Annotated in this window: 24 protein-coding genes; 18 read left to right on the forward strand and 6 right to left on the reverse strand. The window is 64.4% G+C overall.

Annotation, left to right across the window (positions count from 1 at the left end; genetic code table 11):
• The first annotated feature begins 3 nt into the window (after positions 1–3).
• The 5 genes from lapB (at position 4) to cysM (ending at position 4,843) form a co-directional block, all read left to right on the forward strand.
• Positions 4–1,278: a lipopolysaccharide assembly protein LapB gene (lapB, locus tag Q0319_RS06710; RefSeq protein ID WP_296463770.1), complete on the forward strand. Its 1,275-nt coding sequence runs from the start codon at positions 4–6 to the stop codon at positions 1,276–1,278.
• A gap of 126 nt (positions 1,279–1,404) precedes the next feature.
• A complete protein-coding gene (gene rfaE1, locus Q0319_RS06715; RefSeq protein WP_296463768.1) occupies positions 1,405–2,352 on the forward strand; it encodes a D-glycero-beta-D-manno-heptose-7-phosphate kinase in 948 nt (315 codons plus the stop codon).
• A 14-nt stretch (positions 2,353–2,366) separates the two neighbouring features.
• Complete coding sequence (gene rfaD / locus Q0319_RS06720) at positions 2,367–3,356, forward strand: ADP-glyceromanno-heptose 6-epimerase (RefSeq protein ID WP_299451510.1); 990 nt, start codon at positions 2,367–2,369, stop codon at positions 3,354–3,356.
• Between the two features lie 157 nt (positions 3,357–3,513).
• A complete protein-coding gene (locus tag Q0319_RS06725; RefSeq protein ID WP_296463765.1) occupies positions 3,514–3,909 on the forward strand; it encodes a DUF655 domain-containing protein in 396 nt (131 codons plus the stop codon).
• A 28-nt stretch (positions 3,910–3,937) separates the two neighbouring features.
• Positions 3,938–4,843 carry a cysteine synthase CysM gene (cysM, locus tag Q0319_RS06730; protein ID WP_296463762.1) on the forward strand — a complete coding sequence of 302 codons (906 nt, stop codon included), beginning with the start codon at positions 3,938–3,940 and terminating at the stop codon, positions 4,841–4,843.
• Here the strand turns inward: cysM and mltB are convergent.
• Entirely contained in the window at positions 4,816–6,084 is a 1,269-nt protein-coding gene (gene mltB, locus Q0319_RS06735; protein WP_299451511.1) for a lytic murein transglycosylase B, read from the reverse strand. The two genes, cysM and mltB, sit on opposite strands and share 28 nt — an antisense overlap.
• Before the next feature lie 86 nt (positions 6,085–6,170).
• Here mltB and Q0319_RS06740 point away from each other — a divergent pair, with 86 nt between their 5' ends.
• From Q0319_RS06740 to Q0319_RS06755, 4 genes are all read left to right on the forward strand, one after another.
• Positions 6,171–7,091, forward strand: a complete 921-nt coding sequence (locus tag Q0319_RS06740) for a histone deacetylase family protein (RefSeq protein WP_296463759.1) — start codon at positions 6,171–6,173, stop codon at positions 7,089–7,091.
• 187 nt (positions 7,092–7,278) lie between these two features.
• On the forward strand, positions 7,279–8,028 hold the full coding sequence (locus Q0319_RS06745) for an electron transfer flavoprotein subunit beta/FixA family protein (RefSeq protein ID WP_296463756.1): 750 nt from the start codon (positions 7,279–7,281) through the stop codon (positions 8,026–8,028).
• 2 nt (positions 8,029–8,030) lie between these two features.
• Positions 8,031–8,960, forward strand: coding sequence for an FAD-binding protein (locus Q0319_RS06750; RefSeq protein ID WP_296463754.1), 930 nt, complete (start codon positions 8,031–8,033; stop codon positions 8,958–8,960).
• 141 nt (positions 8,961–9,101) lie between these two features.
• A complete protein-coding gene (locus tag Q0319_RS06755) occupies positions 9,102–10,898 on the forward strand; it encodes an acyl-CoA dehydrogenase (protein WP_299451512.1) in 1,797 nt (598 codons plus the stop codon).
• A 14-nt stretch (positions 10,899–10,912) separates the two neighbouring features.
• On the opposite strand, the gene Q0319_RS06760 is transcribed toward Q0319_RS06755, so the two are convergent.
• Positions 10,913–11,545, reverse strand: coding sequence for an alpha/beta hydrolase (locus Q0319_RS06760; RefSeq protein WP_299451513.1), 633 nt, complete (start codon positions 11,543–11,545; stop codon positions 10,913–10,915).
• Positions 11,546–11,772: 227 nt separating this feature from the next.
• Between Q0319_RS06760 and Q0319_RS06765 the strand changes: the two genes are divergently transcribed.
• Both Q0319_RS06765 and Q0319_RS06770 read left to right on the forward strand, forming a co-directional pair.
• On the forward strand, positions 11,773–12,417 hold the full coding sequence (locus Q0319_RS06765) for a peroxiredoxin (protein ID WP_296463750.1): 645 nt from the start codon (positions 11,773–11,775) through the stop codon (positions 12,415–12,417).
• A gap of 101 nt (positions 12,418–12,518) precedes the next feature.
• Complete coding sequence (locus Q0319_RS06770) at positions 12,519–12,926, forward strand: DoxX family protein (RefSeq protein ID WP_296463749.1); 408 nt, start codon at positions 12,519–12,521, stop codon at positions 12,924–12,926.
• Positions 12,927–12,971: 45 nt separating this feature from the next.
• Here the strand turns inward: Q0319_RS06770 and Q0319_RS06775 are convergent, their stop codons facing one another.
• Positions 12,972–13,931, reverse strand: coding sequence for a CysB family HTH-type transcriptional regulator (locus Q0319_RS06775; RefSeq protein ID WP_299451514.1), 960 nt, complete (start codon positions 13,929–13,931; stop codon positions 12,972–12,974).
• A gap of 236 nt (positions 13,932–14,167) precedes the next feature.
• On the opposite strand from Q0319_RS06775, the gene Q0319_RS06780 reads away from it, so the two are divergent.
• The 7 genes from Q0319_RS06780 (at position 14,168) to Q0319_RS06810 (ending at position 21,127) form a co-directional block, all read left to right on the forward strand.
• Positions 14,168–15,193 carry a sulfate ABC transporter substrate-binding protein gene (locus Q0319_RS06780; protein ID WP_296463745.1) on the forward strand — a complete coding sequence of 342 codons (1,026 nt, stop codon included), beginning with the start codon at positions 14,168–14,170 and terminating at the stop codon, positions 15,191–15,193.
• Between the two features lie 90 nt (positions 15,194–15,283).
• Positions 15,284–16,171 carry a sulfate ABC transporter permease subunit CysT gene (gene cysT, locus Q0319_RS06785; RefSeq protein WP_296463744.1) on the forward strand — a complete coding sequence of 296 codons (888 nt, stop codon included), beginning with the start codon at positions 15,284–15,286 and terminating at the stop codon, positions 16,169–16,171.
• Positions 16,168–17,067, forward strand: coding sequence for a sulfate ABC transporter permease subunit CysW (gene cysW / locus Q0319_RS06790; RefSeq protein WP_296463742.1), 900 nt, complete (start codon positions 16,168–16,170; stop codon positions 17,065–17,067). The genes cysT and cysW overlap by 4 nt, the downstream gene beginning before the upstream one ends.
• Before the next feature lie 20 nt (positions 17,068–17,087).
• Complete coding sequence (locus Q0319_RS06795; protein WP_299451515.1) at positions 17,088–18,146, forward strand: sulfate ABC transporter ATP-binding protein; 1,059 nt, start codon at positions 17,088–17,090, stop codon at positions 18,144–18,146.
• 21 nt (positions 18,147–18,167) lie between these two features.
• The gene (locus Q0319_RS06800; protein WP_296463737.1) at positions 18,168–18,908 is read left to right on the forward strand and encodes a phosphoadenylyl-sulfate reductase; all 741 of its coding nucleotides are present in this window, start codon (positions 18,168–18,170) and stop codon (positions 18,906–18,908) included.
• Between the two features lie 3 nt (positions 18,909–18,911).
• The gene (cysD, locus tag Q0319_RS06805) at positions 18,912–19,826 is read left to right on the forward strand and encodes a sulfate adenylyltransferase subunit CysD (protein ID WP_296463735.1); all 915 of its coding nucleotides are present in this window, start codon (positions 18,912–18,914) and stop codon (positions 19,824–19,826) included.
• Positions 19,826–21,127 (forward strand): GTP-binding protein, encoded by a 1,302-nt coding sequence (locus Q0319_RS06810; protein ID WP_296463734.1) that lies wholly within the window; start codon positions 19,826–19,828, stop codon positions 21,125–21,127. The genes cysD and Q0319_RS06810 overlap by 1 nt, the downstream gene beginning before the upstream one ends.
• Positions 21,128–21,134: 7 nt before the next feature.
• Here Q0319_RS06810 and Q0319_RS06815 read toward each other — a convergent pair whose 3' ends face one another.
• From Q0319_RS06815 to Q0319_RS06825, 3 genes are all read right to left on the reverse strand, one after another.
• The gene (locus tag Q0319_RS06815) at positions 21,135–21,584 is read right to left on the reverse strand and encodes a YbaN family protein (protein WP_299451516.1); all 450 of its coding nucleotides are present in this window, start codon (positions 21,582–21,584) and stop codon (positions 21,135–21,137) included.
• 39 nt (positions 21,585–21,623) lie between these two features.
• On the reverse strand, positions 21,624–23,756 hold the full coding sequence (locus Q0319_RS06820; protein ID WP_299451517.1) for an ATP-dependent helicase: 2,133 nt from the start codon (positions 23,754–23,756) through the stop codon (positions 21,624–21,626).
• Positions 23,757–23,859: 103 nt separating this feature from the next.
• Complete coding sequence (locus Q0319_RS06825; protein WP_296463731.1) at positions 23,860–24,924, reverse strand: porin; 1,065 nt, start codon at positions 24,922–24,924, stop codon at positions 23,860–23,862.
• Positions 24,925–24,991: the final 67 nt, after the last annotated feature.

Below are 24,991 nucleotides of genomic sequence, written 5' to 3' on the forward strand. Positions count from 1 at the left end.
GACGTGGATTTCGAACCCTGGTGGCTGATCGCCATCCCCTTGTTATTTGGATTGGGCTGGATCGCGGCTCGCGTAGATATCCGCCAGATGCTTTCCGAGCATCGCAGCGTGCCGGATTCTTATTTTCGCGGCCTCAATTTTCTGCTGAATGAACAGCACGACCGGGCCATCGATGCCTTCATCGAAGTCGCCAAGCTCGATCCGGAGACCATAGAGCTGCATTTTGCGCTCGGCAGTTTGTTTCGCCGCCGGGGCGAAATCGAACGCGCCATACGGGTGCACCAGAACCTGCTGCAGCGCGCCGACCTTCCGGACAACCAGCGGGAGCAAGCTTTGCACGAGCTGGCGCAAGACTATCTGCGCGCTGGCATGCTGGACCGCGCCGAGGCGGCTTTCGACCAACTCAAGGGCACGCGTTTTGCCCCCGATGCGTTGCGGGCGCTGATCCGCATCCACGAAACCGAGCGGGACTGGCCCCGTGCGATCCAGGCGGTCCAGGCCTTGCAGGGGTTGATCGACGAGCCCGTGCCGCAGGCTGTCCATTTCCACTGCGAGGCGGCGGCCGCCGCGATCGCATCGGGCGATCTCGAAGGTGCATATGCCGCGCTGGACGCCGCCACCCATGCGTCGATCCAGGCGGCGCGCGGTAGCGGCGATTCGCCGCACGTCCGCGTGTCGATGATGCGGGCCGACTTGGCCAAGCGGGAAGGGGATTTGCGCACGCAGCTGCTCCACTTGGAGTCGGTGCTTTCCTCCCATCCCGAATACGCCGGCCTGGTGGCCGAACCGTTCCTCGCGAACCACGAGGCGCGGGGGACGCTCAACGAAGGCTTGGAGAAACTCCAGGCGCACTACGCCCGCTATCCCTCGCTGGATTTGTTCAATGCCATTTTCCAGGCCTTGCGCCGCCAGCGCGGCTTGAACCAGGCATGGAATTTCGCGCGCGCCGCGCTCCAGCGCAATCCCTCGCTATTGGGGCTCGATCGCCTGCTGGAAGCCCAGGTGAGCGGCGAGAAGACGGCCCAAGCGGCGGCGGGGCAGCAGGCGGCGGCCAACGTCGTGACGCTCAACAATCCGCAGTCCGAGGCCGCATCGCCGTGGACGCCGGCGGATGATGCTGTGCTGATGCGCAGCCTGATACAAAAGCATACGCAACGCTTGGATCGTTATGCCTGCCAGGCATGCGGCTTCAAGGCGAAGCGGTTTCATTGGCAATGCCCCGGCTGCAACGCTTGGGATACTTACGCGCCTAAACGGCTGGAAGAACTCGATGGATAGACATGGCCCCCATTACGCCCTGAAGGGCGCTCCCGAGAATGCGGAGCGGACACGGAGGCGCCGCCTGCTGGATTGCTCCGGCACCTCCCCGGCGACGCAGGGGGGCCTCGAATGACCGGGGCAGCCATGGGCGCATTTCCCTCCGATGCCCAGCGCGCCGCCGCGCGCGTGCTGGTGGTCGGGGACGTGATGCTGGACCGTTATTGGTTCGGCGAAGTTCACCGTATTTCTCCCGAGGCGCCGGTGCCGGTCGTGCACGTGTCGCGCAGCGAAGACAGGCTGGGCGGGGCTGCCAACGTGGCGCGCAACGCCGCCGCGCTCGGGGCCCGGGTTACCCTCGTCGGCGTCGTCGGGGACGATGAGTCCGGGCGCGTCATCGCGCGCTTGTGCGAGGGCGATGGCGTCATCGCGGACCTCGTGACGGACGCCGCCGTGCCCACTACGATGAAGATGCGCGTGCTGGGCAGGCAGCAGCAATTGCTGCGGGTGGACTTCGAACAGTATCCGACCCGCGGCGTGCTGGCCGAACTGGCCGCCCGGGTGGCCGTGCACCTGGCGGACCACGACGTGGTCGTATTTTCCGACTATGCCAAGGGCGTGCTGACCGAAGTCCAGGATTTGATTGCGCTTGCGCGGGCTCGTGGCGCCGTCGTGCTAGTCGATCCCAAGGGCGACGACTACAGCCGGTATAGGGGTGCTACCCTGGTGACGCCCAACCAGTCCGAAATGCGCGAGGCGGTCGGGCGTTGGCGCGACGAAGCGCAACTGACCGAGCGCGCGCAGCACTTGCGCACGGCCTTGGACCTGGACGCGCTGCTGGTGACGCGTTCGGAACACGGCATGACCTTGTACACGGCCGAAGGCAGGGACCACGTGGATGCGCAGGCCAGGGAAGTCTTCGACGTATCGGGTGCCGGAGACACCGTCATCGCTACGCTGGCGGTCATGCGCGCCGCCGGCCTGGACTTGCACACGGCCATGCGATGGGCCAACCTGGCAGGCGGCATCGTGGTCGGCAAGTTGGGTACATCGATCGTGACCCCGGCGGAATTGCGCGCCGGCGTTGCGGCCTAGCAGAGGGTTTTGCCATGATCATCGTAACGGGAGCGGCCGGATTCATCGGCAGCAATTTGGTCAAGGGCCTGAACGCCCGCGGCGAGCGCGACATCATCGCGGTCGACGACCTGCTCGAAGGCGACAAATTCGTCAACCTCGTCGACTGCGACATTGCCGACTACCTGGACAAGAACGATTTCCGCCGGCGGGTTGCCGAGGGAAGGCTGCCCAAGGTCGACGCCATCCTGCACCAAGGCGCGTGCTCGGACACCACTGAGCGCAATGGCCAGTACATGATGGACAACAATTACCGCGTCACGCTCGAGCTGTTCGAATATGCGCAGCAGGCCAGGATTCCTTTCCTGTATGCCTCGTCGGCGGCAGTGTACGGCGCCGGGCCGGTGTATGCGGAAGATCCTGCGAACGAAAAGCCGCTGAACGTCTACGGCTATTCCAAGTTCTTGTTCGACCAGGTGTTGCGGCGCAGGCTGGGCTCGCTCACCGCACCTGTGACCGGCCTGCGCTATTTCAACGTGTATGGCCCGCGGGAACAGCACAAGGGGCGCATGGCCTCGGTGGCATTCCACAACATGAACCAGTTCCTCAAGGAGGGACACGTGCGCCTGTTCGGCGGGTGGGACGGCTATGGCGACGGAGAGCAGCAGCGGGATTTCATCTCGGTGCACGACGTGGTCGCCGTCAACCTGCATTTCCTCGACCATCCCGTTTCTGGAGTGTTCAACTGCGGGACGGGGCGGGCACAGCCTTTCAATGACGTGGCCATGGCGGTGGTCAACACGCTGCGCCAGGAGCGTGGGGAGGCACCGTTGCCGCTGGCGGAACTCGTCGCGCAAGGCCTGATCCGCTACATCGAGTTTCCCGAGGATTTGAAGGGGCGCTACCAGAGCTACACCCAGGCCGACGTCACCAAGTTGCGCGCGGCCGGTTTCACCGCACCGATGCGCGACGTGCAGGCAGGGGTGTCGGAATACATCCGGGAGCTGCGCGGCATGGTGTCCTGAGCGGGCAGGCACGCCCGCTACGCGTTTTCCCGCTAGGACTTCGGAGTTCGCGCGTGCGCCTGGACGTGCGTGCGAGGAGCAAGCTTGCAGTGTCCGGAACGCGAGCCGGATGCAGGGTGGCCGTCCGGCCACCTGCAATATTGCACGGAGTCCGACCATGAATCCATTTCTCGATCCCACTCGGGCCGAGCCCGATCCCCGGCCATTCCGCTTGCGCGGGGCGCGCCGCTATGCCGGCCGCGTCGCCCTCGCTGCGGGGCTGGGGTTCGGGGCGGTCGCCGCCGCCGGCGCGGTAGACGTGAATACCGCCACCCAGAGCCAGCTCGAAGCCGTGCGGGGCGTCGGCCCCAAGACAGCTGCCGCCATCGTGCAGGAGCGTCGCCGGGGCGGTCCGTTTTCATCTTTCCAGGACCTAGCCGAGCGCGTACGAGGCCTAGGGGAGAAACGCCTGCAGAAGCTGCGCGCGGCGGGATTGACCCTCGATCGGCAGGGCGGCGCGGGGCCTGCGATGATGATCAATATTCCTCCGGGAAGTAAGGGTAAAAGGAATTAAATTCTTCGGCTGGATTATGATGGGGCGCATGAAAAGCTATCCCACCATTGAACAGACCATAGGCAATACGCCGCTGGTCCGCCTACAGCGCATCCCGGGCGAGGGCAACGCCGCGCGCGGCAACGTCATCCTCGCGAAGCTGGAAGGCAATAATCCGGCTGGTTCCGTCAAGGACCGTCCCGCGCTCTCCATGATTGCGCGCGCCGAGGCGCGGGGCGAGATCAAGCCCGGCGATACGCTGATCGAGGCCACCAGCGGCAACACAGGCATTGCGCTGGCGCTGGTGGCTGCCATTCGGGGCTATCGCATGATTCTCATCATGCCAGACAACCTTTCCCTGGAGCGGCGCGCGGCGATGACGGCCTATGGCGCGGAATTGATCCTCACGCCTGCGTCGGAGGGCGGCATGGAATATGCCCGCGACCTCGCGATGAAAATGCAGGCCGAGGGCAAGGGCAAAGTCCTGGACCAGTTCGCGAATCCGGACAATCCGCAGGCGCACGTCGAAACGACCGGGCCCGAAATCTGGCGCGACACCGACGGGCAAATCACACATTTCGTGAGTGCCATGGGCACGACCGGCACGATCATGGGCGTCTCGCGCTATCTCAAGGGCCGCAATCCCGGCATCCAGGTTGTGGGCGCACAGCCCTCGGAGGGCTCGCAGATCCCTGGCATACGCAAATGGCCGCAGGCGTACCTGCCCAAGATCTACGATCCCAGCGCGGTCGATCGCCTTGAGTACGTCTCTCAGGCCGAGGCCGAAGCCATGGCGCGGCGCCTGGCGGCCGAGGAGGGCATCTTCGGCGGGATTTCGTCGGCAGGGGCCCTGGTGGCGGCGCTGAAAGTTGCTGAAACCGTCGAGAATGCCACCATCGTTTTCATCGTTTGCGACCGTGGCGACCGTTATTTATCGACCGGCGTATTCAACTGACCGACGCGTAGCCGGCTTGCCACGCGGTTCCGGCGCTCCAGCTCCACGGCCAGGTCGGTGACCGAGGCGGCGTAGAAATAGCTCCGGTTGTATTCGGTCAGGACAAAGAAATTCGGTGCAGCCACGCGGTATTCGGTCGTGCCGGTGGCGCCATCGTAAAGATCGATCACGCCGAGCGGCCAGCTTTGCCATTCGTCCGACATGCCGGGGACGCTGGGCGCGCGGGCGCCGGCAGCACGCAACTGTTCCCAGGTGAGCGTGGGCTTAAGGCCTCCGTCGACGAGCGCTGCGGGGTCGGCGGGTAGCGAGATGGGCAGGAATACCGGTTGCTCGCGCCGCCAGCCGTGCTCGACCAGGAAGTTGGCGACGGAAAGTATGGCATCCGCTGGACTGCCCAATAGGTCGATGCGGCCATCCCCATCGCCATCGACGGCGAACTTGCGCAGGCTGCCGGGCATGAATTGCGGCAGGCCTATCGCGCCCGCATAAGACCCTTTCACTGCCAGCGGGTCCTGGCCGGTTTCCTTGCACCAGACCAGGAACTGCGCGAGCTGCTCGCGAAAGAAGGTGCTGCGGTCGGTGCGCGCCTGGGGTGGGTAGTGGAAAGCCAGCGTCGACAAGGCGTCGATGACGCGGAAGTTACCGGTAATGCGACCGTAAAAGGTCTCTACGCCGATGACGCTTACGATGATGGATGCCGGAACGCCGTAGCGCGCTTCGGCGAGCGCCAGCGTACGGGCGTGCGCTTCTTGGAAGGCGATTCCTTCCCGGATGCGCCGGCTCTCGACGAACCGCGAGCGATAACGGGGCCAGCTGCGCATGGTGGGGGATGCGGGCGGCAGTACGAGTCTGGCGATGGTCTCGGAGTATCGGGCACGCTCGAGCAGGGTGGCGACTTCGGCCGGGTCGAGGCCGCGGCTCGCCATCTCGGCTGCGAACACCCGCTTGGGGTCCGGTTGCGGAATCTGGCCTGCGGCCGGCCCGGGCGCTGGTTCGACGGCGGTGCCCGGCGCCGGGCCGGTGGCAGGGAGCGGTACGGGAACGGCGGCTGGCGGTGGGGAGCTGTCCTGCAAGGGACCGGCGATCGCATGCGCAAGCCCCGGTGCGGGACGCGCAGATGCCGCGGGAGCCGGCGCGGCGGCCGGCGTGGGTGGTTTCGTACCACAGCCCCAAAGGCCGAGCATGGCGAGCAAGAGGGCGCCGGATCGGCGAGTTTGCAGGAAGCGGCGTTGCGGGTTCACGCGTAAGATTTCCGTCGAAGCGATATCGATAGCATGATGCTGCCGACTGTTCGGTTTCGATGCAAGTCGAGCGCATAATGGAGCCCATGGCGACGCTTATCTTTACGCATCCGGCCTGCAAGCAGCACGAGATGGGGGCGGGGCATCCGGAGTGCCCGGCGCGGCTGGATGCGATCTCGGACCAGCTGCTGGCCTCCGGCGTGGCGGCCCACTTGCTTGAGCGTGAGGCGCCGCGCGCTACCCAGGAAGCGCTGCTGCGGGTGCATACGGCCGAGTATCTGGCGTCGCTTGCGGCGCGCGCGCCGAGTCAGGGGTACGTCGAACTCGATCCCGATACGGCAATGAATCCCTATTCCTACGTTGCTGCGCTGCATGCCGCGGGCGCGGCGGTTGCGGCCGTGGACGCCGTCTTGGCGGGCGAGGGCGAGGCCGCGTTCTGCGCCGTGCGCCCTCCGGGCCATCACGCCTGCCCCGATCGCGCGATGGGTTTCTGCCTGCTCAACAACGTGGCGATCGCGGCGCGCCATGCCATTGCCAGGCACGGCTTGGAGCGCGTGGCGATCGTGGATTTCGATGTTCATCACGGCAATGGCACCGAAGCCGCGCTGGCGGGCGACGAGCGCATCCTGATGTGCGGATTCTTCCAGCATCCGTTTTATCCCTTCAGCGGCCTCGAGCCGTTGGGGAGCAATATGCTCAACGAGCCCGTGGCGGCCTACACGGAGGGTTCGGCCATACGCGATTTGGTATCTTCCAAGTGGATGCCGCGGCTGGATGCGTTTCGGCCGCAACTGGTGCTGGTGTCGGCCGGGTTCGACGCGCACCGGGAGGATGACCTCGGGCGCCTGGGGCTCGTCGAGGCAGATTACGCGTGGATGACCGAGCAGCTCTCTGAATTGGCGCGCCGCCACGGTGCGCGCGTGGTGAGCTGCCTGGAGGGCGGTTACAACTTGTCCGCGCTGGGCCGCAGCGTGACCGCCCACATCCGCGCGCTGGCCGGCATATGAGCGCCGAGCACGGCACTGGGCGTGCCGGCCAATGGCACCACCCCGCGAGGTCCGTATTTACCCGTATCCCCGCGAGAAAAGCGGCGCCGTCCGATTCCCTATAATCAAACGATTGCCTGTTCCGCACGCGGAGTCGCCTGCGGTCGCGCCTGGCTAAGCCGGTTCACTTAAACGAGGTTGCAAGCATATGAAGGTGTTAGTGCCAGTCAAACGAGTGGTTGACTACAATGTGAAGGTCCGGGTGAAGTCGGATCAGACAGGCGTGGACATCGCGAACGTGAAAATGTCGATGAACCCGTTCGACGAAATCGCGGTGGAGGAAGCGACGCGCTTGAAGGAAAAGGGCGTCGTGACCGAGATCGTGGCGGTGTCGTGCGGCGTCGCACAGTGCCAGGAAACCCTGCGCACGGCCATGGCGATCGGCGCCGATAGGGCAATCCTGGTCGAAACCCAGGAAGAGCTGCAGCCGCTGGCGGTGGCCAAGCTGCTCAAGGCCCTGGTCGACAAAGAGCAGCCGCAACTCGTGATACTCGGCAAGCAGGCCATCGACGACGATGCGAACCAGACCGGCCAGATGCTGGCCGCGTTGCTCGATTGGCCCCAGGCGACCTTTGCCAGCAAGCTGGAACTGGCCGACGGCAAGGCCACGGTGACCCGTGAAGTGGACGGCGGCCTCGAGACGGTGGCGCTCGCGCTGCCTGCGGTGGTGACCACGGACCTGCGGCTCAACGAACCGCGGTACGTGACCCTGCCCAACATCATGAAGGCCAAGAAGAAGCCCTTGGACACGGTCAAGCCTGAAGACCTGGGCGTGGACGTCAAGCCGCGCCTGAAGACGTTAAAGGTCACCGAGCCGCCTGCGCGCAAGGCGGGCGTGAAAGTGGCCGACGTGGCCGAGCTGGTCGACAAACTCAAGAACGAAGCGAAGGTGGTGTAAAGATGGCGATACTCGTCGTAGCGGAACATGACAATGCCCAGCTGCGTGGCTCGACGCTGAATACGATTACGGCGGCGCAACGCCTGGGCGGCGAGGTGCACGTCCTGGTGGCCGGCTCCGGCGTGGCCGGCGCGGTTCAGGCAGCGGCCCAGGTGGCGGGTGTGGCCAAGGTGCTGGCGGCCGATGGCGCGCCGCTGGCCGAAGGGTTGGCCGAGAACGTGGCCGCGCAGGTGTTGGCGGTCGCCCAGGGATACAGCCACATTCTTTTCCCCGCCACGGCCTACGGCAAGAACGTGGCGCCGCGCGTGGCCGCGAAGCTGGACGTTGCACAGGTCTCGGACATCATCGGCATCGAGTCCGCCGACACTTTCGAGCGGCCCATCTACGCGGGCAACGCCGTCGCGACGGTGCAGTCCTCGGACCCGGTCAAAGTAATCACCGTTCGCACCACGGCGTTCGATGCGGCCGGGGCCACTGGCGGTTCGGCCGCCGTGGAGAACGTGCAGGCCGTGGGCGATAGCGGCAAGTCTTCGTTCGTGGGCCGTGAGGTGGCCAAGACCGACCGGCCTGAACTGACTGCGGCCAAGGTGGTGGTGTCGGGCGGACGCGGCATGGGCAGTGCCGAGAACTTCAAGTTGCTCGAGCCGCTGGCCGACAAGCTCGGCGCGGCGATGGGCGCATCCCGTGCCGCGGTGGACGCCGGCTATGCCCCCAACGACTGGCAGGTCGGGCAAACCGGCAAGATCGTGGCCCCGCAGCTGTACATCGCCGTGGGGATATCGGGCGCCATCCAGCATTTGGCCGGGATGAAGGATTCCAAGGTGATCGTGGCGATCAACAAGGATCCCGAAGCACCCATCTTCGGCGTGGCCGACTACGGCTTGGTGGCGGATTTGTTCACTGCCGTACCCGAACTGACCAACGCACTCTAGCCCTAGACGCGACCATGCGTCCCCGAGGGACCGGCGGGCGTGGGTGAGGCCCGCCCCGCGGCGTTCCCGGGGCGGGCCGCGCGACGGCGCTTCCAGCCGGTTTCTCGCGCGGCCTCGGTGAGTTTTCGACCGGAGGTTTCCATGGCTTATGCTGCTCCCTTGCGGGACATTCGATTCGTGCTTCACGAATTGGCCGGCTTGGAGAAGGTGCGTCAATTGCCCGGCGGCGAGGAAGCCAGCCCGGAGTTGGTCGATGCGATCCTGGACGAGAACGCCAAGCTGCTCGAAGACGTGATCGCGCCGCTGAACCGCGACGGCGACCTTCGGCCGCCTTCCTGGAGCGACGGCATCGTGACGTCGTCGCCGGGCTTCAAGGAGGCGTTTCGCAGTTTCGTCGGGGGCGGCTGGCAAGGGCTTCAACACCCCATTGAGTACGGCGGCCAAGGCCTGCCCAAGCTCGTGGCGACCCCGTGCATGGAGAATCTCAACGCGGCCTGCCTGGCGTTCGCCCTGTGCCCATTGCTCACGGACGGCGCCATCGAAGTGTTGCTGGCGGCCGGCAGCGAAGAGCAAAAGCGCCGGTTCATTCCCTCCATGATCGACGGCTCATGGACGGGCACCATGAACCTGACCGAGCCACAGGCAGGTTCGGACCTTTCGCTGGTGCGGACGCGGGCGGTACCCCAGGCCGACGGCACTTACCGCTTGTTCGGGCAAAAAATCTTCATCACGTATGGCGAGCACGACATGGCACAGAACATTGTGCACATGGTGCTGGCCAGGGTTCCGGACGCCCCGGAAGGCGTGAAGGGGTTGTCGCTATTCATCGTGCCCAAGTTCCTCGTCAACGACGACGGTTCGCTGGGCAAGCGCAATGATGTCTGGTGCGCATCCATCGAGCACAAGCTGGGCATCAAGGCCAGCCCGACCGCCGTCCTGCTCTACGGCGAGGGCAAGGGCGAGGTGGGTGCAGGCGCGGTGGGTTACCTCATCGGAGAGGTCAATCGCGGGCTGGAGACCATGTTCATCATGATGAACGCGGCCCGGTTCGCCGTGGGCATCCAGGGGGTTGCCTTGGCCGAGCGTGCCTATCGGCATGCGGCCGCCTATGCCAAGGAGCGCGTCCAGAGCCGCGCCGTGGAGGGGTCCGCCGGGCCGGTGGCCATCGTCCATCATCCCGACGTGCGCCGCATGTTGCTTACCATGCGCACCCTGACTGAGGCGGCCCGGGCGGTGGCGTACGTGGCGGCCGGCGCGCACGATTTCGCGCACCGGCACCCCGATGCGGAAGTGCGCCGGCGCAACCAGGCCTTCTACGAGTATATGGTTCCCATCGTGAAGGGCTTTGCGACCGAGATGGCGGTGGAGGTCGCGTCGTTGGGCATCCAGGTGCACGGCGGCATGGGCTTCATCGAGGAGACGGGGGCTGCGCAGTATTACCGTGACGCGCGCATTCTCTCGATATACGAGGGCACCACCGCCATCCAGGCCAATGATTTGGTCGGCCGCAAGACGGCGCGCGACGGCGGCGCCGTGGCCATGGCCATCATCGGGCTGATGCGCGAAACCCTCGCCGAGCTGGACGCCGAAGGCAGCTTGAGCGAATTGCGCACGCAGTTGGCCGAGGCGGTGGGCGCCTACGAGGACGTAGTGCGCTTCGTGGCCGAGCGCTACCGAGGCGACGTGCGCGAAGTCTATGCGGGCAGCGTGCCCTACCTGATGCTGGCGGGCTATGCCCATGGGGGATGGCAGATGGCCCGCGCGGCGCTTGCCGCCCAGCGCAAGATCGCCAAGGGCGACGTCGACGACTTCTACCCGGCCAAGCTCGCCTCGGCGCGGTTCTATTGTGCGCACCTGTTGCCGCGCGTAGAGGCCTTGCGCCGCGAAATCCTCCATGGGGCGACGAGCACGCTCGCCATGCCGGCGGATGCGTTCTGACGCCGGCGCGGCGTTCAGTGCGAGGCGCGGTGCGGCGAGCGGTGTTGCGGCCCAGCCGAATGCGGAGGAGGCAGGGGCGGCGTGCGGCACGGCGCGATCGGGATTCTCCAGTGTGCCCGCCGCCTCAGCGCGGCAAGCAGCTTCAGTCCGTGCGGCCATGCGCCGAAGCCCGAGTCGGCGTTGATGTGACCGCCGTTTTCGATCTGCTCGAACCTGCTGCCCCAGGCTTGCGCAAATTCTCGAGCCCGTTCCAACGAACAATAAGGATCGTTGGTACTTGCCACGACCACACTCTGGAACGGGAGCGTCTGCATCGGTATGGGGCAGAACGACCGCAGCGCCTCCGGCGCGCCTTCCCGCTCCACGTCGGCCGGCGCGCCGAGCAGCGCCCCCGCCACTTTTTCCCGAATGCGTAGCGGCAGGTGGCATACCGTGATGCAGCCGAGGCTGTGAGCGATGAGGAGTGGCGGCCGGGGTGCCGCTTCGATGGCGGCGGCCAGGGCACAAGTCCACTCATGGACGTTGGGGGAAGTCCAATCCCGCTGCTGTACGCGTACTGCGCGGGGTAAACAGGCTTCCCAAAGGCTTTGCCAGTGTGTGGGGCCGGAGTTGTTCCAGCCGGGGACGATCAAAGGTTGCAGTCGCATGAGCACATGATGACGACGAGGCTCATTACTGGGAACAAACAATTTCGCGTTTGTTAATTACCGCAGTTTTTATGGTCGGTCGACAAGGGCTTATACCCAGAAATAAGCATTAACCCATATCTTATTCTGGGTAGATATAAGAATATGTGTAATTGGTCGTTCCCGCCCCCGGGTTGGAGGACCAAAATCTCTGTTTCGGAATTTGCACATTTGGAGAGGAGGCTGCCATGGCTGCACTGCGTCTGGGCGATACCGCGCCCGATTTCGAACAGGATTCTTCGATCGGCCGTATTCGTTTCTATGAGTACCTTGGCGATAGCTGGGGCGTGCTGTTCTCCCACCCGGCCGATTTCACGCCGGTATGCACCACGGAATTGGGTTACACGGCAAAGCTGGCAGACGAATTCGCCAAGCGCAACGTGAAGGTGCTGGCGCTGTCGGTCGATCCGGTCGATTCCCACCAGAAGTGGATCGGGGACATCAACGAAACCCAGAACTGCACCGTGAATTTCCCCATCCTGGCCGATGCCGACCGCAAGGTCTCGACGCTGTACGACATGATCCACCCCAACGCCAGTGCGACGGCTACGGTGCGTTCCGTGTTCATCATCGATCCTGCCAAGAAGGTGCGGCTCACCATTACGTATCCCGCCAGTACCGGCCGCAATTTCGATGAAATCCTGCGCGTGATCGACTCGTTGCAGCTGACGGACAATTACAGCGTGGCCACGCCCGTGAACTGGAAGGACGGCGATGACGTGATCATCGTGCCGACGCTGCAGGATCCGGAAGTCATCAAGCAAAAATTCCCCAAGGGCTATAAGGCTGTGCGGCCCTATTTGCGTATTACGCCGCAGCCGAACAAGCAGTAATGAAAATCCGACGAGGCCGCTGCTGCGGCCTCGCCAGCAGTGCTTGCGCCATGGACATATGATGTAATGCGAGACTTCGTCCTCTACTCCATGCGCAACACATGCTCCAGACCGCAGACGATCTCGGCAAACTCCTGCTTCGCGTAACCATTGGGGTGCTCATGCTGATGCATGGCATCCCCAAAGTCATCGGCGGCATCGGTTTCGTCAAAAGCTTGCTTGCCTCGCATCATTTACCCACGGCGCTCGGGTATTTCGTCTACGTGGGTGAAGTCGTGGCGCCCATCCTCCTGCTCGTCGGCTTGTACGCCCGCGTGGGCGGGTTGCTCGTGGCCATCAACATGGTGGTGGCGATAGCCCTGGCGCACAGCAACCAAATTTTCTCCGTTACCAAGAACGGGGCCTGGGCCTTGGAGCTCCAAGGTCTTTACTTGTTCGGGGGCCTAGTCATCGCGTTGATCGGCGCCGGCCGCTTCAGCGCGGGGGGCAAGAACGGTACCCTGAACTGACGAGAGGGGCGGTGCCTGCTGCGCTTCGACTGGGCTTCTTCGTTGTCAGGCATCGACCGCTTCGGCCGCGTAGTGCGTGGCAGCGCCGTCCTGCCGTTGGGCCGTGATGGTTTCTTGGTCCAGGTGAGGCGCAAACATTTCGATGAACGCGACGGCGAAATTGCGTAGCAAGGCTCCCCGGCGCACGGCGACCCGCGTCATGTTCGATACAAAAAGGTGGTCCGCCGGGATTGCCCGCAGCTTTGCATCCTCGTTGCTGTCGTATGCCATCGCGGCGATGATTCCAATGCCTAGCCCCGCCGCGACATAGGTCTTGATGACGTCGGCATCCATGGCGGTCAGCACGATGTTTGGCTCGATGCCGGCGCTGGCGAAGGCCTGGTCGATGTGTGGACGCCCGGTCAGGCCCGTGTCATAAGTGACGATGGGGTGGCGCGCGAGGGCCTCCAGCGAGGGCTGTACGATGTCCAGCAACGGATGGCCTGGGGGCGCAACGATGATGTGGCTCCAACGGTAGCCGGGAAAGGTCACGAGCCGGATGTCCTGCGCGAGTCCTTCGGTTGCGATGCCGATGTCAGCCTGCCCGTTGGCCACCCATTCGGCGATGTGCTGCGGCGATCCCTGCTGCAGATTGAGGTGCACTTGCGGGAAGCGGCGACGGAATGCCTGGATCACGACGGGCAGGGCGTACCGAGCCTGGGTGTGGGTCGTGGCGATGGATAACCGGCCCTGGTTTCGAATGCTGAAATCCTGCGCGGCGCGCTTGAGGTTCTCCTGTTCCAGCAGCAGCCGGTCGATGATCTTGACGATTTCCTTCCCTGGTTCGGTCAGGCCGGTCAAGCGTTTGCCCGCGCGCTCGAAGATGGCCGTGCCTAATTCGTCTTCCAATTCGCGTATCTGCCGGCTGACGCCGGGCTGCGACGTATAGAGGGTGTTCGCGACTTCCGTGAGGTTGAAATTACGGCGCAGTGCCTCGCGCACCGAGCGTAGTTGCTGGAAATTCAAGACAGTCCTCCTGCAGCGGCTGCGTACGCAGACGACCGCCCATGTTCCGTCGCGGGCGCGAAAAAGAGAACGAAGAATTGAATATTTCCTACTAGCGCGGGTTCATAACGGAAACCTGGTTCTATGTCCGTGCCGGTTTATATCGGCGCGGAATAAGCAACCAGCAAAGATATCGTTCCCTACACCCGGGCTTTTGTCCGACCATTCCACCTCCTTCAAATTCATTGGAGCCGAGCATGGGTTGGTTGTCGGGAAGAAATCTGGGCGTAGCCGTACTGGCGCTGGCGGCCATGGCCGCGTGGCCCGCCGCCGCGCAGCAGAAGCAGACACTGCTGAACGTTTCGTACGACCCGACACGCGAGCTCTATAAAGACCTGGACAAGGCATTCTCGGCCGCTTACAAGAAGAAGACCGGCATCGACGTCACGATCCGCCAGTCCCACGGTGGGTCCGGCAAGCAAGCGCGCGCCGTCATTGACGGCCTCGATGCCGACGTGGTGACGCTGGCGCTCGCCTATGACATCGATGCATTGCACGAACACGGCAAGTTGCTTCCCGCCGACTGGCAAAAGCGTCTGCCGCAGAACAGCTCGCCTTATACGTCCACCATCGTCTTCCTCGTGCGCAAGGGCAATCCCAAGGGGATCAAGGATTGGGGCGATCTGATCAAGCCCGGCGTGTCGGTGATCACGCCCAATCCCAAGACTTCCGGCGGCGCCCGCTGGAACTATCTCGCCGCGTGGGCCTATGCCCTGCAACAGCCGGGCGGCAACGAAGCCAAGGCGCGTGAGTTCATTGCCGAACTCTTCAAGCACGTGCCGGTGCTCGACAGCGGCGCGCGCGGCGCGACCACGACCTTCGTCGAGCGCGGCCAGGGCGACGTGCTGCTGGCTTGGGAGAACGAAGCCCTGCTGTCGCTGAAGGAACTCGGTCCGGACAAGTTCGACATTGTCGCTCCCTCGCTCTCCATCCTCTGCGAGCCACCCGTGGCATTGGTGGACAAGAACGTCGACAAGAAGGGTACGCGCCAGGCCGCGCAAGCTTATCTGGAATACCTGTATACGCCGGAAGCGCAGGAAATCATCGCGAAGAATCATTACCGCCCGCGCGATCCCGCCGTAGCAGCCAAATATGCGTCGGCGTTCCCGAAAGTGAACCTCATCACGATCGACGATGTCTTCGGGGGATGGCAGAAGGCCCAGAAAACGCACTTCGAGGATGGTGGAACCTTCGACCAACTCTACCAACCGGGCAAGCGTTGAGGTGACGTAGCCAAGTTGGAGGAAACGAGGCGACGGCGGCTCGCAGAAACGGGGCCGCCGTTTCGAGCATTCAGTGATATTCGGCAGTCCATGTCTTCCACTTCTACCCTCGGGGCGCTGAGCACGGCCCGGCCGCAACCGCGGCGTGCGAATCGGTACGGCATCCTGCCCGGGTTCGGGCTAAGCATGGGGTTCACGGTGTTCTACCTGAGCCTCATCGTATTGATTCCGCTTTCGACCCTGTTCTTCAAGAGCGCGACGCTGTCCTGGGACGCTTTTTGGGGCGCCGTGAGTGCGCCGCGCGTGGTCGCTTCCTACCGGCTCACCTTTGGTGCTGCATTGGTTGCCGCGCTGGTCAACCTGGTGGCGGGCCTGGCCGTTTCGTGGACGCTCGTTCGCTATGATTTCCCGGGCAAGCGCATTGTCGATGCGCTGGTCGATCTGCCCTTTGCCTTGCCTACCGCCGTTGCAGGCATTTCCCTCACGGCGCTTTATGCGTCCAACGGATGGATGGGCCGCTGGCTCGAACCGCTCGGCGTCAAGGTCGCCTACACGCCGCTGGGCGTCGTCGTCGCACTGATATTCATCGGCTTGCCCTTCGTCGTCAGGACTGTGCAGCCCGTGCTCGAAGATGCCGAGCGCGAGCTCGAGGAAGCGGCCGCGAGCCTCGGCGCAAGCCGCTCGCAAACCTTCGTTCGCGTGCTGCTTCCTACCATCATGCCGGCGTTGCTCACGGGCTTTGCGCTGGCGTTCGCGCGCGCGGTGGGGGAGTACGGATCGGTAGTGTTCATCGCGGGCAACATGCCCATGGTGTCGGAAATTACGCCGCTGCTCATCATCACCAAGCTGGAGCAGTATGACTATGCGGGTGCCGCGGCCATCGCCATGGTCATGTTGATGCTGGCGTTCGTGATGCTGCTGGTCATCAACCTGCTGCAATGGTGGCAGGCCAGGCGTGGGGCGGGGAGGGCGCCATGAGCGTGATTGCACGGTCATCCCCTCACTTGAGCGAGCCGCCGTGGGTCAGGAGCTTGCTGCTCATTGGATCGCTCGGATTCTTGGGGTTGTTCTTGCTGCTGCCGCTGGCGGCCGTGTTCGCCGAGGCGTTCAAGAAGGGCTGGGAGCTCTATGTCGAGGCGTTGGTAGAGCCCGACGCCCTGGCTGCCATTCGCTTGACGCTGACGGTCGCTGGCATTTCCGTCCCGTTGAACCTGCTGCTCGGCGTAGCCGCAGCGTGGGCGATTACCAAGTTCCGCTTCCGCGGCAAGCAGGTGTTGGTGACACTCATCGACCTGCCGTTCTCCGTCTCGCCGGTCGTGGCCGGCCTCATCTACGTCCTGCTTTTCGGCACGCACGGCTGGCTGGGGCCTTTCTTGCAGGCCCACGACGTCAAGATCGTCTATGCCGTTCCCGGCGTGGTGCTGGCGACGCTATTCGTGACCTTTCCCTTCATCGCCCGCGAGTTGATCCCTCTCATGCAGGCGCAGGGAAGCGAGGAGGAGCAGGCGGCGCTGACGCTGGGGGCGTCGGGCTGGCAGATGTTCTGGCGGGTGACGCTGCCCAACATAAAATGGGGCCTGCTTTACGGGGTCATTCTGTGCAATGCGCGGGCCATGGGCGAGTTCGGTGCCGTTTCGGTCGTGTCGGGTCACGTGCGCGGCCTGACCAACACCATCCCGCTGCACGTCGAGATTCTCTACAACGAGTATGCGTACCAGGCGTCGTTCGCCGTAGCCTCGGTGCTCGCGTTGCTGGCGCTCGTGACCCTCATTCTCAAGAGCGTGGTTGAATGGCGCAGCGCCAAGCTGGTCGACGACCAGCCAGCCTCCGAATTTCCAGGCGCCGTGCCGCTGCAATTGAAGGCGGCCGGCTGATCGCCGCAGGGAACGAAAACATGAGTATTGAAGTCCGCAATCTATCCAAGCGTTTCGGGAGTTTCCAAGCCCTCAAGGACGTGTCGCTGCATATCGAGTCAGGAGAGTTGGTGGCCCTGCTCGGGCCGTCCGGCTGCGGCAAGACTACCCTGTTGCGCATCATCGCGGGATTGGAGACGCCCGACGAGGGCAGCGTCTATTTTTCCGGTGAGGACGCCACCGACGTGCACGTGCGCGAACGCCAGGTCGGATTCGTGTTCCAGCACTACGCGCTCTTTCGCCACATGACGGTGTTCGAGAACGTGGCGTTCGGCTTGCGCGTCAAGCCTCGCAGCCAGCGCCCTTCGGAGGAACAGATCAGGGAGAAGGTCCACCGCCTGCTCAACCTGGTCCAGCTCGATTGGCTGGCCGACCGTTATCCGTCGCAGCTATCTGGCGGCCAGCGCCAGCGTATCGCGTTGGCGCGCGCGCTGGCGGTCGAACCGCGCGTGCTCTTGCTCGATGAGCCGTTCGGCGCGCTCGATGCGAAAGTGCGCAAGGAGCTGCGGCGGTGGCTGCGCCGCCTGCACGATGAGCTGCACGTGGCCAGCGTGTTCGTGACGCACGACCAGGAGGAGGCCCTGGAAGTGGCGGATCGCGTGGTGCTGATGAATGCCGGCCGCATCGAGCAGGTCGGGACCCCGACGGAAGTCTGGGAGCGGCCGGCCACGCCCTTCGTCTACGGGTTCCTAGGCGACGTGAACCAGTTCCGCGGCAAAGCCCACGCGGGCGTCCTGCATGTAGACGGTTTGGCCATTCCCACGCCCGAGCTGGCTGATGCCCAACACGCCAACGCCACCGCCTACGTGCGGCCGCACGAGTTCGACGTGCAGCGATACAGCGAAGGCGATGTCGGCCTGGTGACGATCTTCAACCGTGCCTACCTGTCTGGCCCGAGTGCTTATCTCGAATTGACCCGCCAGGGGTCGAATGAACCGATCGAGGTCCAACTGCCCGCCGAGGTGTTCCGGCAGCTCGACCTGAAAGGCGGCGAGGCACTCTTGGTGAAGCCGCGCAATGCCCAGGTGTTCCTCACCTGACAAATGGGATCCCGTCCAGGAATGACCGCTACCTCTTCTTCAATTGCGCCGCGGTGGAGCGAACTGGTGGAGCGCTTGGCGCAGGTCGCCCGCTCGCATGCCGACGTGGCGCTCGCCTCCTCGCTGGCCGCCGAAGACATGGTGCTCACGCATGCCGTCTTCGAGAACGACCTGTCGATCGACATTTTTACGCTCGACACGGGGCGGCTCAATACCGAGACCGTGGCGATGGTCGATCGCATCGCTGAGCGCTATGGTCGCTCCATTCACGTCGTCCGCCCGGATCCGGCGGCGGTCGAAAAGTACGTCAGCACGCACGGCCAGAACGCATTCTATGAAAGCGTGGCGCTGCGCAAGGCCTGTTGCGAAATCCGAAAGGTCGAGCCGCTGCGCGGAGTGCTGGCGGGCCGCAGCGCGTGGATCACGGGCCAGCGGCGCGAACAGGCCGTGACGCGCGGGGAATTGCCGCTCGACGAGCACGACCCGGTATTTGGCTTGCATAAATACAACCCGCTCGCGCTTTGGACCCACGAGGAAGTCTGGGCCGTCATTCGCGCCTTCGACATTCCCTACAACCCGCTCCACGACCGCGGTTATCCCTCCATCGGGTGCGAGCCCTGTACCCGCGCCATCCGGCCAGGCGAGGACTTGCGCGCCGGCCGCTGGTGGTGGGAGTCGTCCGACTCCAAAGAATGCGGCTTGCATGCCGGCAACCTGTCGGCCATTCCGGTCTCCGTCGTTACAACCAAGTCATCAGCCTGAACCATGCCCGCCATCTCGAACACTACGCGCAGCCATCTCGATTGGCTGGAATCAGAAGCTATCTTCATCATGCGCGAAGTCGCGGCCGAATGCGCCCGGCCAGTGCTGCTGTTTTCCGGAGGCAAGGATTCCTGCGTGCTGCTCAGGCTGGCGGAAAAGGCATTCAGGCCCGGTAAGTTTCCATTTCCGCTGATGCACATCGATACCGGGCACAACTTCGACGAAGTCATCGCATTCCGCGACGCACGCGCGGCCGAGCTGGGCGAAGCGTTGATCGTGCGCAGCGTGGAGGACTCCATCCGGCGCGGCACCGTCGTGCTGCGCAAGGAAACCGATTCGCGCAATGCGGCCCAGGCCGTCACGCTGCTCGAGGCCATCGAGGAATTCGGTTTCGACGCCTGCATAGGGGGTGCGCGGCGCGATGAAGAGAAGGCGCGCGCCAAGGAACGCATTTTTTCGTTCCGCGACGAGTTCGGCCAATGGAATCCGAAGGCGCAGCGGCCGGAGCTCTGGAACCTCTACAACACCCGGGTGCACGCCGGGGAGAACATGCGGGTATTTCCGATCTCCAACTGGACCGAGCTCGACGTGTGGCAATACATCGCGCGCGAGAACCTGGCGCTGCCCTCGATCTATTACGCGCATCGGCGCGACGTGGTCCGGCGCAACGGCCTCCTGGTGCCGGTGACGCCGTTGACGCCGCCGCGCGAAGGCGAGCGCGTGGAGAACCTGTCGGTCCGATTCCGTACCGTGGGCGACATTTCGTGCACCTGCCCGGTGGCGTCCGAGGCTGCCGACCCGCAGGCCATCATCGCCGAGACCGCGGTGACGGACATCACCGAGCGGGGCGCCACGCGCATGGATGACCAGACCTCGGAGGCTTCGATGGAGCGCCGCAAGAAGGAAGGATATTTCTGATGAACGTCATGACCGATCCCGAATTTTTCTCCGCCGCCGACAACGGAGTGTTGCGCTTGATCACGGCCGGTTCCGTGGATGACGGCAAGTCGACGCTGATCGGGCGGCTGCTCTACGACAGCAAAGGGGTGTTCGCCGACCAGCTTGATGCCATTTCGCGCGCCAAGTACAAGCGCACGGTAGGCAATACCATCGACCTGTCGCTGCTCACCGACGGCCTGGAGGCTGAACGGGAGCAAGGCATCACCATCGATGTGGCGTATCGATATTTCTCGACGCCAGCGCGCAAATTCATCATTGCCGATGCGCCCGGCCATGAGCAGTACACGCGGAATATGGTGACGGGCGCATCGACCGCCGACGTCGCCGTCATCTTGATCGATGCGACGCGCGTCGCGGACGGCCAGCTGTTGACCCAAACCAAGCGGCACAGCACGCTTGCCCATTTGCTCGGCATCCGCCACATCGTCGTGGCGGTGAACAAGATGGATCTCGTGGATTGGAGCCAGTCCGCGTTCGAGCGCATCCGCGATGCTTACGGCGTGCTGGCGGCCAAGCTGGGGATTGCGGGTTTCCACATCCTGCCGCTTTCGGCGCTCACCGGCGACAACGTCGTGGGCAAGTCGGCACGCACGCCATGGTACGACGGTCCGGCTTTGCTGGAGCTGCTCGAGCGCCTGGAGGTGCGGGCTGATGCACCGGCCAAGGCCTTCCGCTTTCCGGTCCAGATGGTCGCGCGCCATGGTGGGGACCGGGCCGATGATTTCCGCGGGTACATGGGGCAGGTCGCGAGCGGGTCCGTGCGCGTCGGTGATCGCGTGCAGATCCAGCCCTCCGGCGTGACGGCCACGGTGAAGTCGCTGGTGGTTTACGGCGGGCAGGTCGACCATGCCGTAGCGGGGGATTCGATCACCATCGTGCTCAATGAAGACGTGGATGCTTCGCGTGGAGACGTGCTGGTGCATGAGTCCGCGCCGGCCACGGTGTCGCGGCAGTTCCAGGCCGACCTATGCTGGCTGGACACGCAGCCTTTGAACCCGGCACGCAAATACCTGTTGAAGCACGGCACCCGCCTGACCTCTGCCAAGATCAAGGGCGTGCTGTCGCGGCGGGACATCCATGAGTTGGGAGAGATTCCTGGGAACGAGGCGCCTTTTGCGATGAACGACATTGGTCGCGTGGAGCTGGCTACGCGCGATGCGCTCGCCCTTGATCGCTACGACGACATACCGGCTACCGGCGCGTTCATCCTGATCGACGAGGCGACGAACCAGACTGCCGCCGCAGGCATGGTGAGGTAACAAATCGTCAAGTGCGGTTTCCGGAAGCATCGTCGCGACGACGTTCGGTGGGTGAGTGGTCGCCCAGGGGTTCCGGTCGCATCCACAACCAAATCGCAACCGCCGCCATGAAGCCGGTGGCGAGAATTGCGGCCCAGGGCGGGGCAGGCGTGATGAACAGCAGCGCGGCGCATGCGCCCATCATGAGCGTTGCGCTCCACTTCGCCCGGCGGCTGACCGCACCCTGTGTGCGCCAGTTGCGGATCATCGGTCCGAACAGGGGGTGATTTTCCATCCATGCCAGCAAGCGGGGCGAGCCGCGAGCAGCGAACCAAGCCGCCAGCAAGATGAATACCGTCGTCGGCAGCCCCGGCACAAAGATGCCAACGATGCCTAGCGCCAAGCACAGCGCCGCCGCAAGCAGCGCCAAACCCCTGACGAGGGGGCTGGGATGCGGCGATGGCGGTCGTTCCTGCATGATGCTATGCGGAAGTGCTGGCGGGTACTGCCGATTGTTTCATGATCGGCCGCCGTCGTCATCGGACGGCAGCCATTTACTGAAAGGCCGTTTCGGCATCGCGGCCGATATCCACCATTTCCTCTGCACGTTGTCCCACTGCGCGCCCAGCTGTTTGGCCGCGTCTTTCTCTGCGTAGGGCACATCCAGGTAGATGCGGGGCCGGCTTGGTGGCACGACGGGGGATGCAAGCGCCGCGCGCCGCGCAGCGGGGAGGTCGAGCGCGCGCATGAAATGACTTTCTTTTCCCGCCGGAGTGTAGAGAAACAGCTGGTCGCTGGTTCGCGTGATCGCGACATAGAACAGCCTCCGTTCTTCTCCGGGCTCGGCCTGTGCCTGCGGAAACTCGCCGTCGGCCACGAAGGGAATGTGGACGTAGCGCCACTCCTTGCCCTTGGCTGCCCGCGCCGTCGTGAGCGTCACGGCGTATTGGCGTTGCTTGAGCGTGCCGGCGCGCTTCTGCGCCTGGTGCAGGTGGTCGAGCAAGCCCGCCGCGTCGAGCGCGGTCAAGCGGGCATAGCCGATGAACCCGTCGATGGAGGCGGAGACCGCATGGGCGTCCTGCTTGTGCACGAAGAGCCTGCGAGTCACGGAAACGAGCTGCAGCGCTTCGGCGGCCAGGGCGAGCAGTTCGCCGGCAGGGACGTGCGCGGCCCGTGCGATCAGGTCATTGCATACGTCGGCGAAGCGGGCGCGCCAGCGGCGCGTCGCCGGGTCGACGGCTTCTTGCGTTTCGGACGTGCGGCTCAATTGGCCGCTGTAGAAATAGCGGATGGTGTCGGGATCGGTCGCGATCGTGCGCTCCGCCTCCGCCCACTCCTTTTCGGTATGGGTCAGGCCTGCGAATAGCCCCAGCGCGCGCAATACGGCCCCGACCTCGCGCCGGTCGCGCACCGGAGCCATTGAGCCCCGCGCAATATGGAGAATGCCGCGCAGCATGAGTATCTCGATCCGGTCGAAATAGCTGGGACAGCCTTCGGTGACGTAGGGGACGTCGCGGGCGATCAACGCGTTTTCCAGCGCGATGCTTTGGTGGGCGTCGCGCAAGATGACGGCGCAATTGGCCAGGTCACGCCCGCCGCCGGCCGATGCCACCCGCGCCAGTTGGTCCGCGACTTTGGCGGCGCCATCCTCTGCGCTGCCGTCGTAGTGGACGATTTCCACCTCCGTGTCGCCTTGGCGTCCGGACAGGAACTCTTGCGACGTGAGCGCCTGCGCGCAGGCGCCCAGCGTGGGGCCACAGCGGAACGACCGGCTCAGCGGCAGTCGCCGGGTGCCGGGAAACGCCTCTTCGAAGGCCGCACCCATGTAGCGCGGGTCGGCGCCGTTCCAGGCGTGGACGACTTGTTCCTTGTCGCCCGCCGCGATGATGCGGGTGCCCGGTCCTGTGAGGCGGCGCAGCAGGGTGATGTGGGCAGCATTGGCGTCATGCCATTCGTCTGCCGCGATGAGGGCGGGGCAGGGTAGAGCGACGACGTCGGGTAACTCGTCGCAGACCGCGAGCACGTCGGTGACCAGGTCATGTTCGCTCTGGAAGGCGAAGTGGCCGGCCTCGAGTCGGCGCAAGCGCTCGTAAGTGCGGCAGATGGACACCAGTCCCCGCGGCAGGTCGAGCTCTTCGGCCAGTTCCGCGTCCGATGCGTCGGCATGGCGGGCGAGCGCCAAGGTTCCCTTGAGGCGCGAGAGCTGGTTGATGACGATTTCCGCGTGCAGGTTGGTCAGGTCGTAGGCGTAGTCTCGGTCGGCGCGGGGGTCGGCGGCGGCTTCCTCGATTGCCTCGAAGACGTAGGGGCGCATTGCTTCGGCATTGCCCAGGTACACCTCGGCGCCTTCAATCAATCCTTGCGCCTGCCAGGCTTGGAATATCGTGCGCGCAAATGCCGAATACGTGGCTACGCCCACGGCGCGGGAGGCCCCTGCCTCGGCAAGGCGGCGGCGGAAAACCTGCTCGGCGGCATCGGTGAACACCAGTGCCAGGATTTCCTCGGCCGGCGTTCCTTGGCGCTCGCGGTACGCCACGCAATGCGCCAGCGTGGTGGTCTTGCCGGAACCGGCCACGGCTTCGATGAGCAGGAATCTGCTGCTCTGCGAGACGATCTGCCGCTGTTCCGGCGTCAGCAATAAGGCACTCATGGGTGCCAGTGTAAACCGGGGGGGCCGGGGTCCACCCCGCGGACCGCCGCGCTGTTCCGCAGGGCATTCCCTGGAGGTGCCCCGCTCCGGGGCGGCCATCGGATCAGAATTGGTGATTGATGCCGAAGCTGAACGCGCGGTTGCCCGCGGTCAGGTTGCCCACGTCATTGGCGTTCCACACCCGATAGAAGCCCGTGGGGGAGGTGTTGGCGGCCTTATTGTGGATGTAGGCATACGACGCGTACAGGCTAGTGCGCTTGGACAGCGCGTAGACGTAGCCGATCGCATACTGTTGCGCGTCGAAATCGTCGGCCGTGCGGTCGTCTTTGTTGATGTAGGAAAGAATCACGCGCCCGCGGCCCATGGGCACCACGGCGCCGACCAAAATGTCCTGCGATTTGTAATTCGGCGTGCCGGGGACGATGGCGCCCCGGTTGATGACGTAGTTTAGATAGCCGATTACCGGACCGAAGTCGTAGCGCACGCCCAGGAACGTTTCCTTGGCATCCCTGCCTGGACCGTTCGCATCCTTGGCGTTGGCGTAAGCAATCTTCCCGCGGAATGCCCCCTGCGCGTAACCCAGGGAGGCGCCATACTGGTCGTTGGTGCTGCCGTTCGTCGTTTCGCCCGGGGCGTAGGAGGCTTCCAGCTCCAAGCCGTACAGCGTAGGCGAGTTGTACTTGACTGTATTGTCGGCGCGGTTGTTGCCGCCGCGACCGCCTGCCGAGATCAGGTTGGCGGAGGTACCGGCCATGCCGGTCGAGAACGGGTCGAACTCGACCTGCGCAACGGCCACCGTGGTGTATTGGCGACCTAGGCTCACCCGGCCGTAGGGCGATCCCAGCCCGACCAGCGCCTGCCGGCCGAACAAGGTTCCGCCTTGGCCGGACATGCCAGTGTCCATGAGGATGCCGGCTTCCAGCGTGAAGAACGCGCTCAATCCTGAACCGAGGTCCTCGTGTCCGCGGAAGCCCAGGCGCGACCCGGACATCATGCCGCTGGTGAGCTTGTTGCGCGAGCCATCGGCGGCACCGCTTTCGTGCACGAAACCCATGTCGGCGACGCCGTACACGGTGACGCCGGTGGTTTGGGCGTGGGCGGCTCCCATGCCGGCCAACAGGCAGGCAAAGGCATACCGCTTCATGGTGGTTTGACCGACCTTGAACATGTTGTCTTCCAAAGGAATGCGTGCCCGCGCCGGGCACGGGGAGGGTGGCAGCGTCAGCCCGCAAAGC

It is taken from the genome of uncultured Pigmentiphaga sp. (assembly GCF_937950555.1).
Lineage (GTDB): Bacteria > Pseudomonadota > Gammaproteobacteria > Burkholderiales > Burkholderiaceae_B > Pigmentiphaga.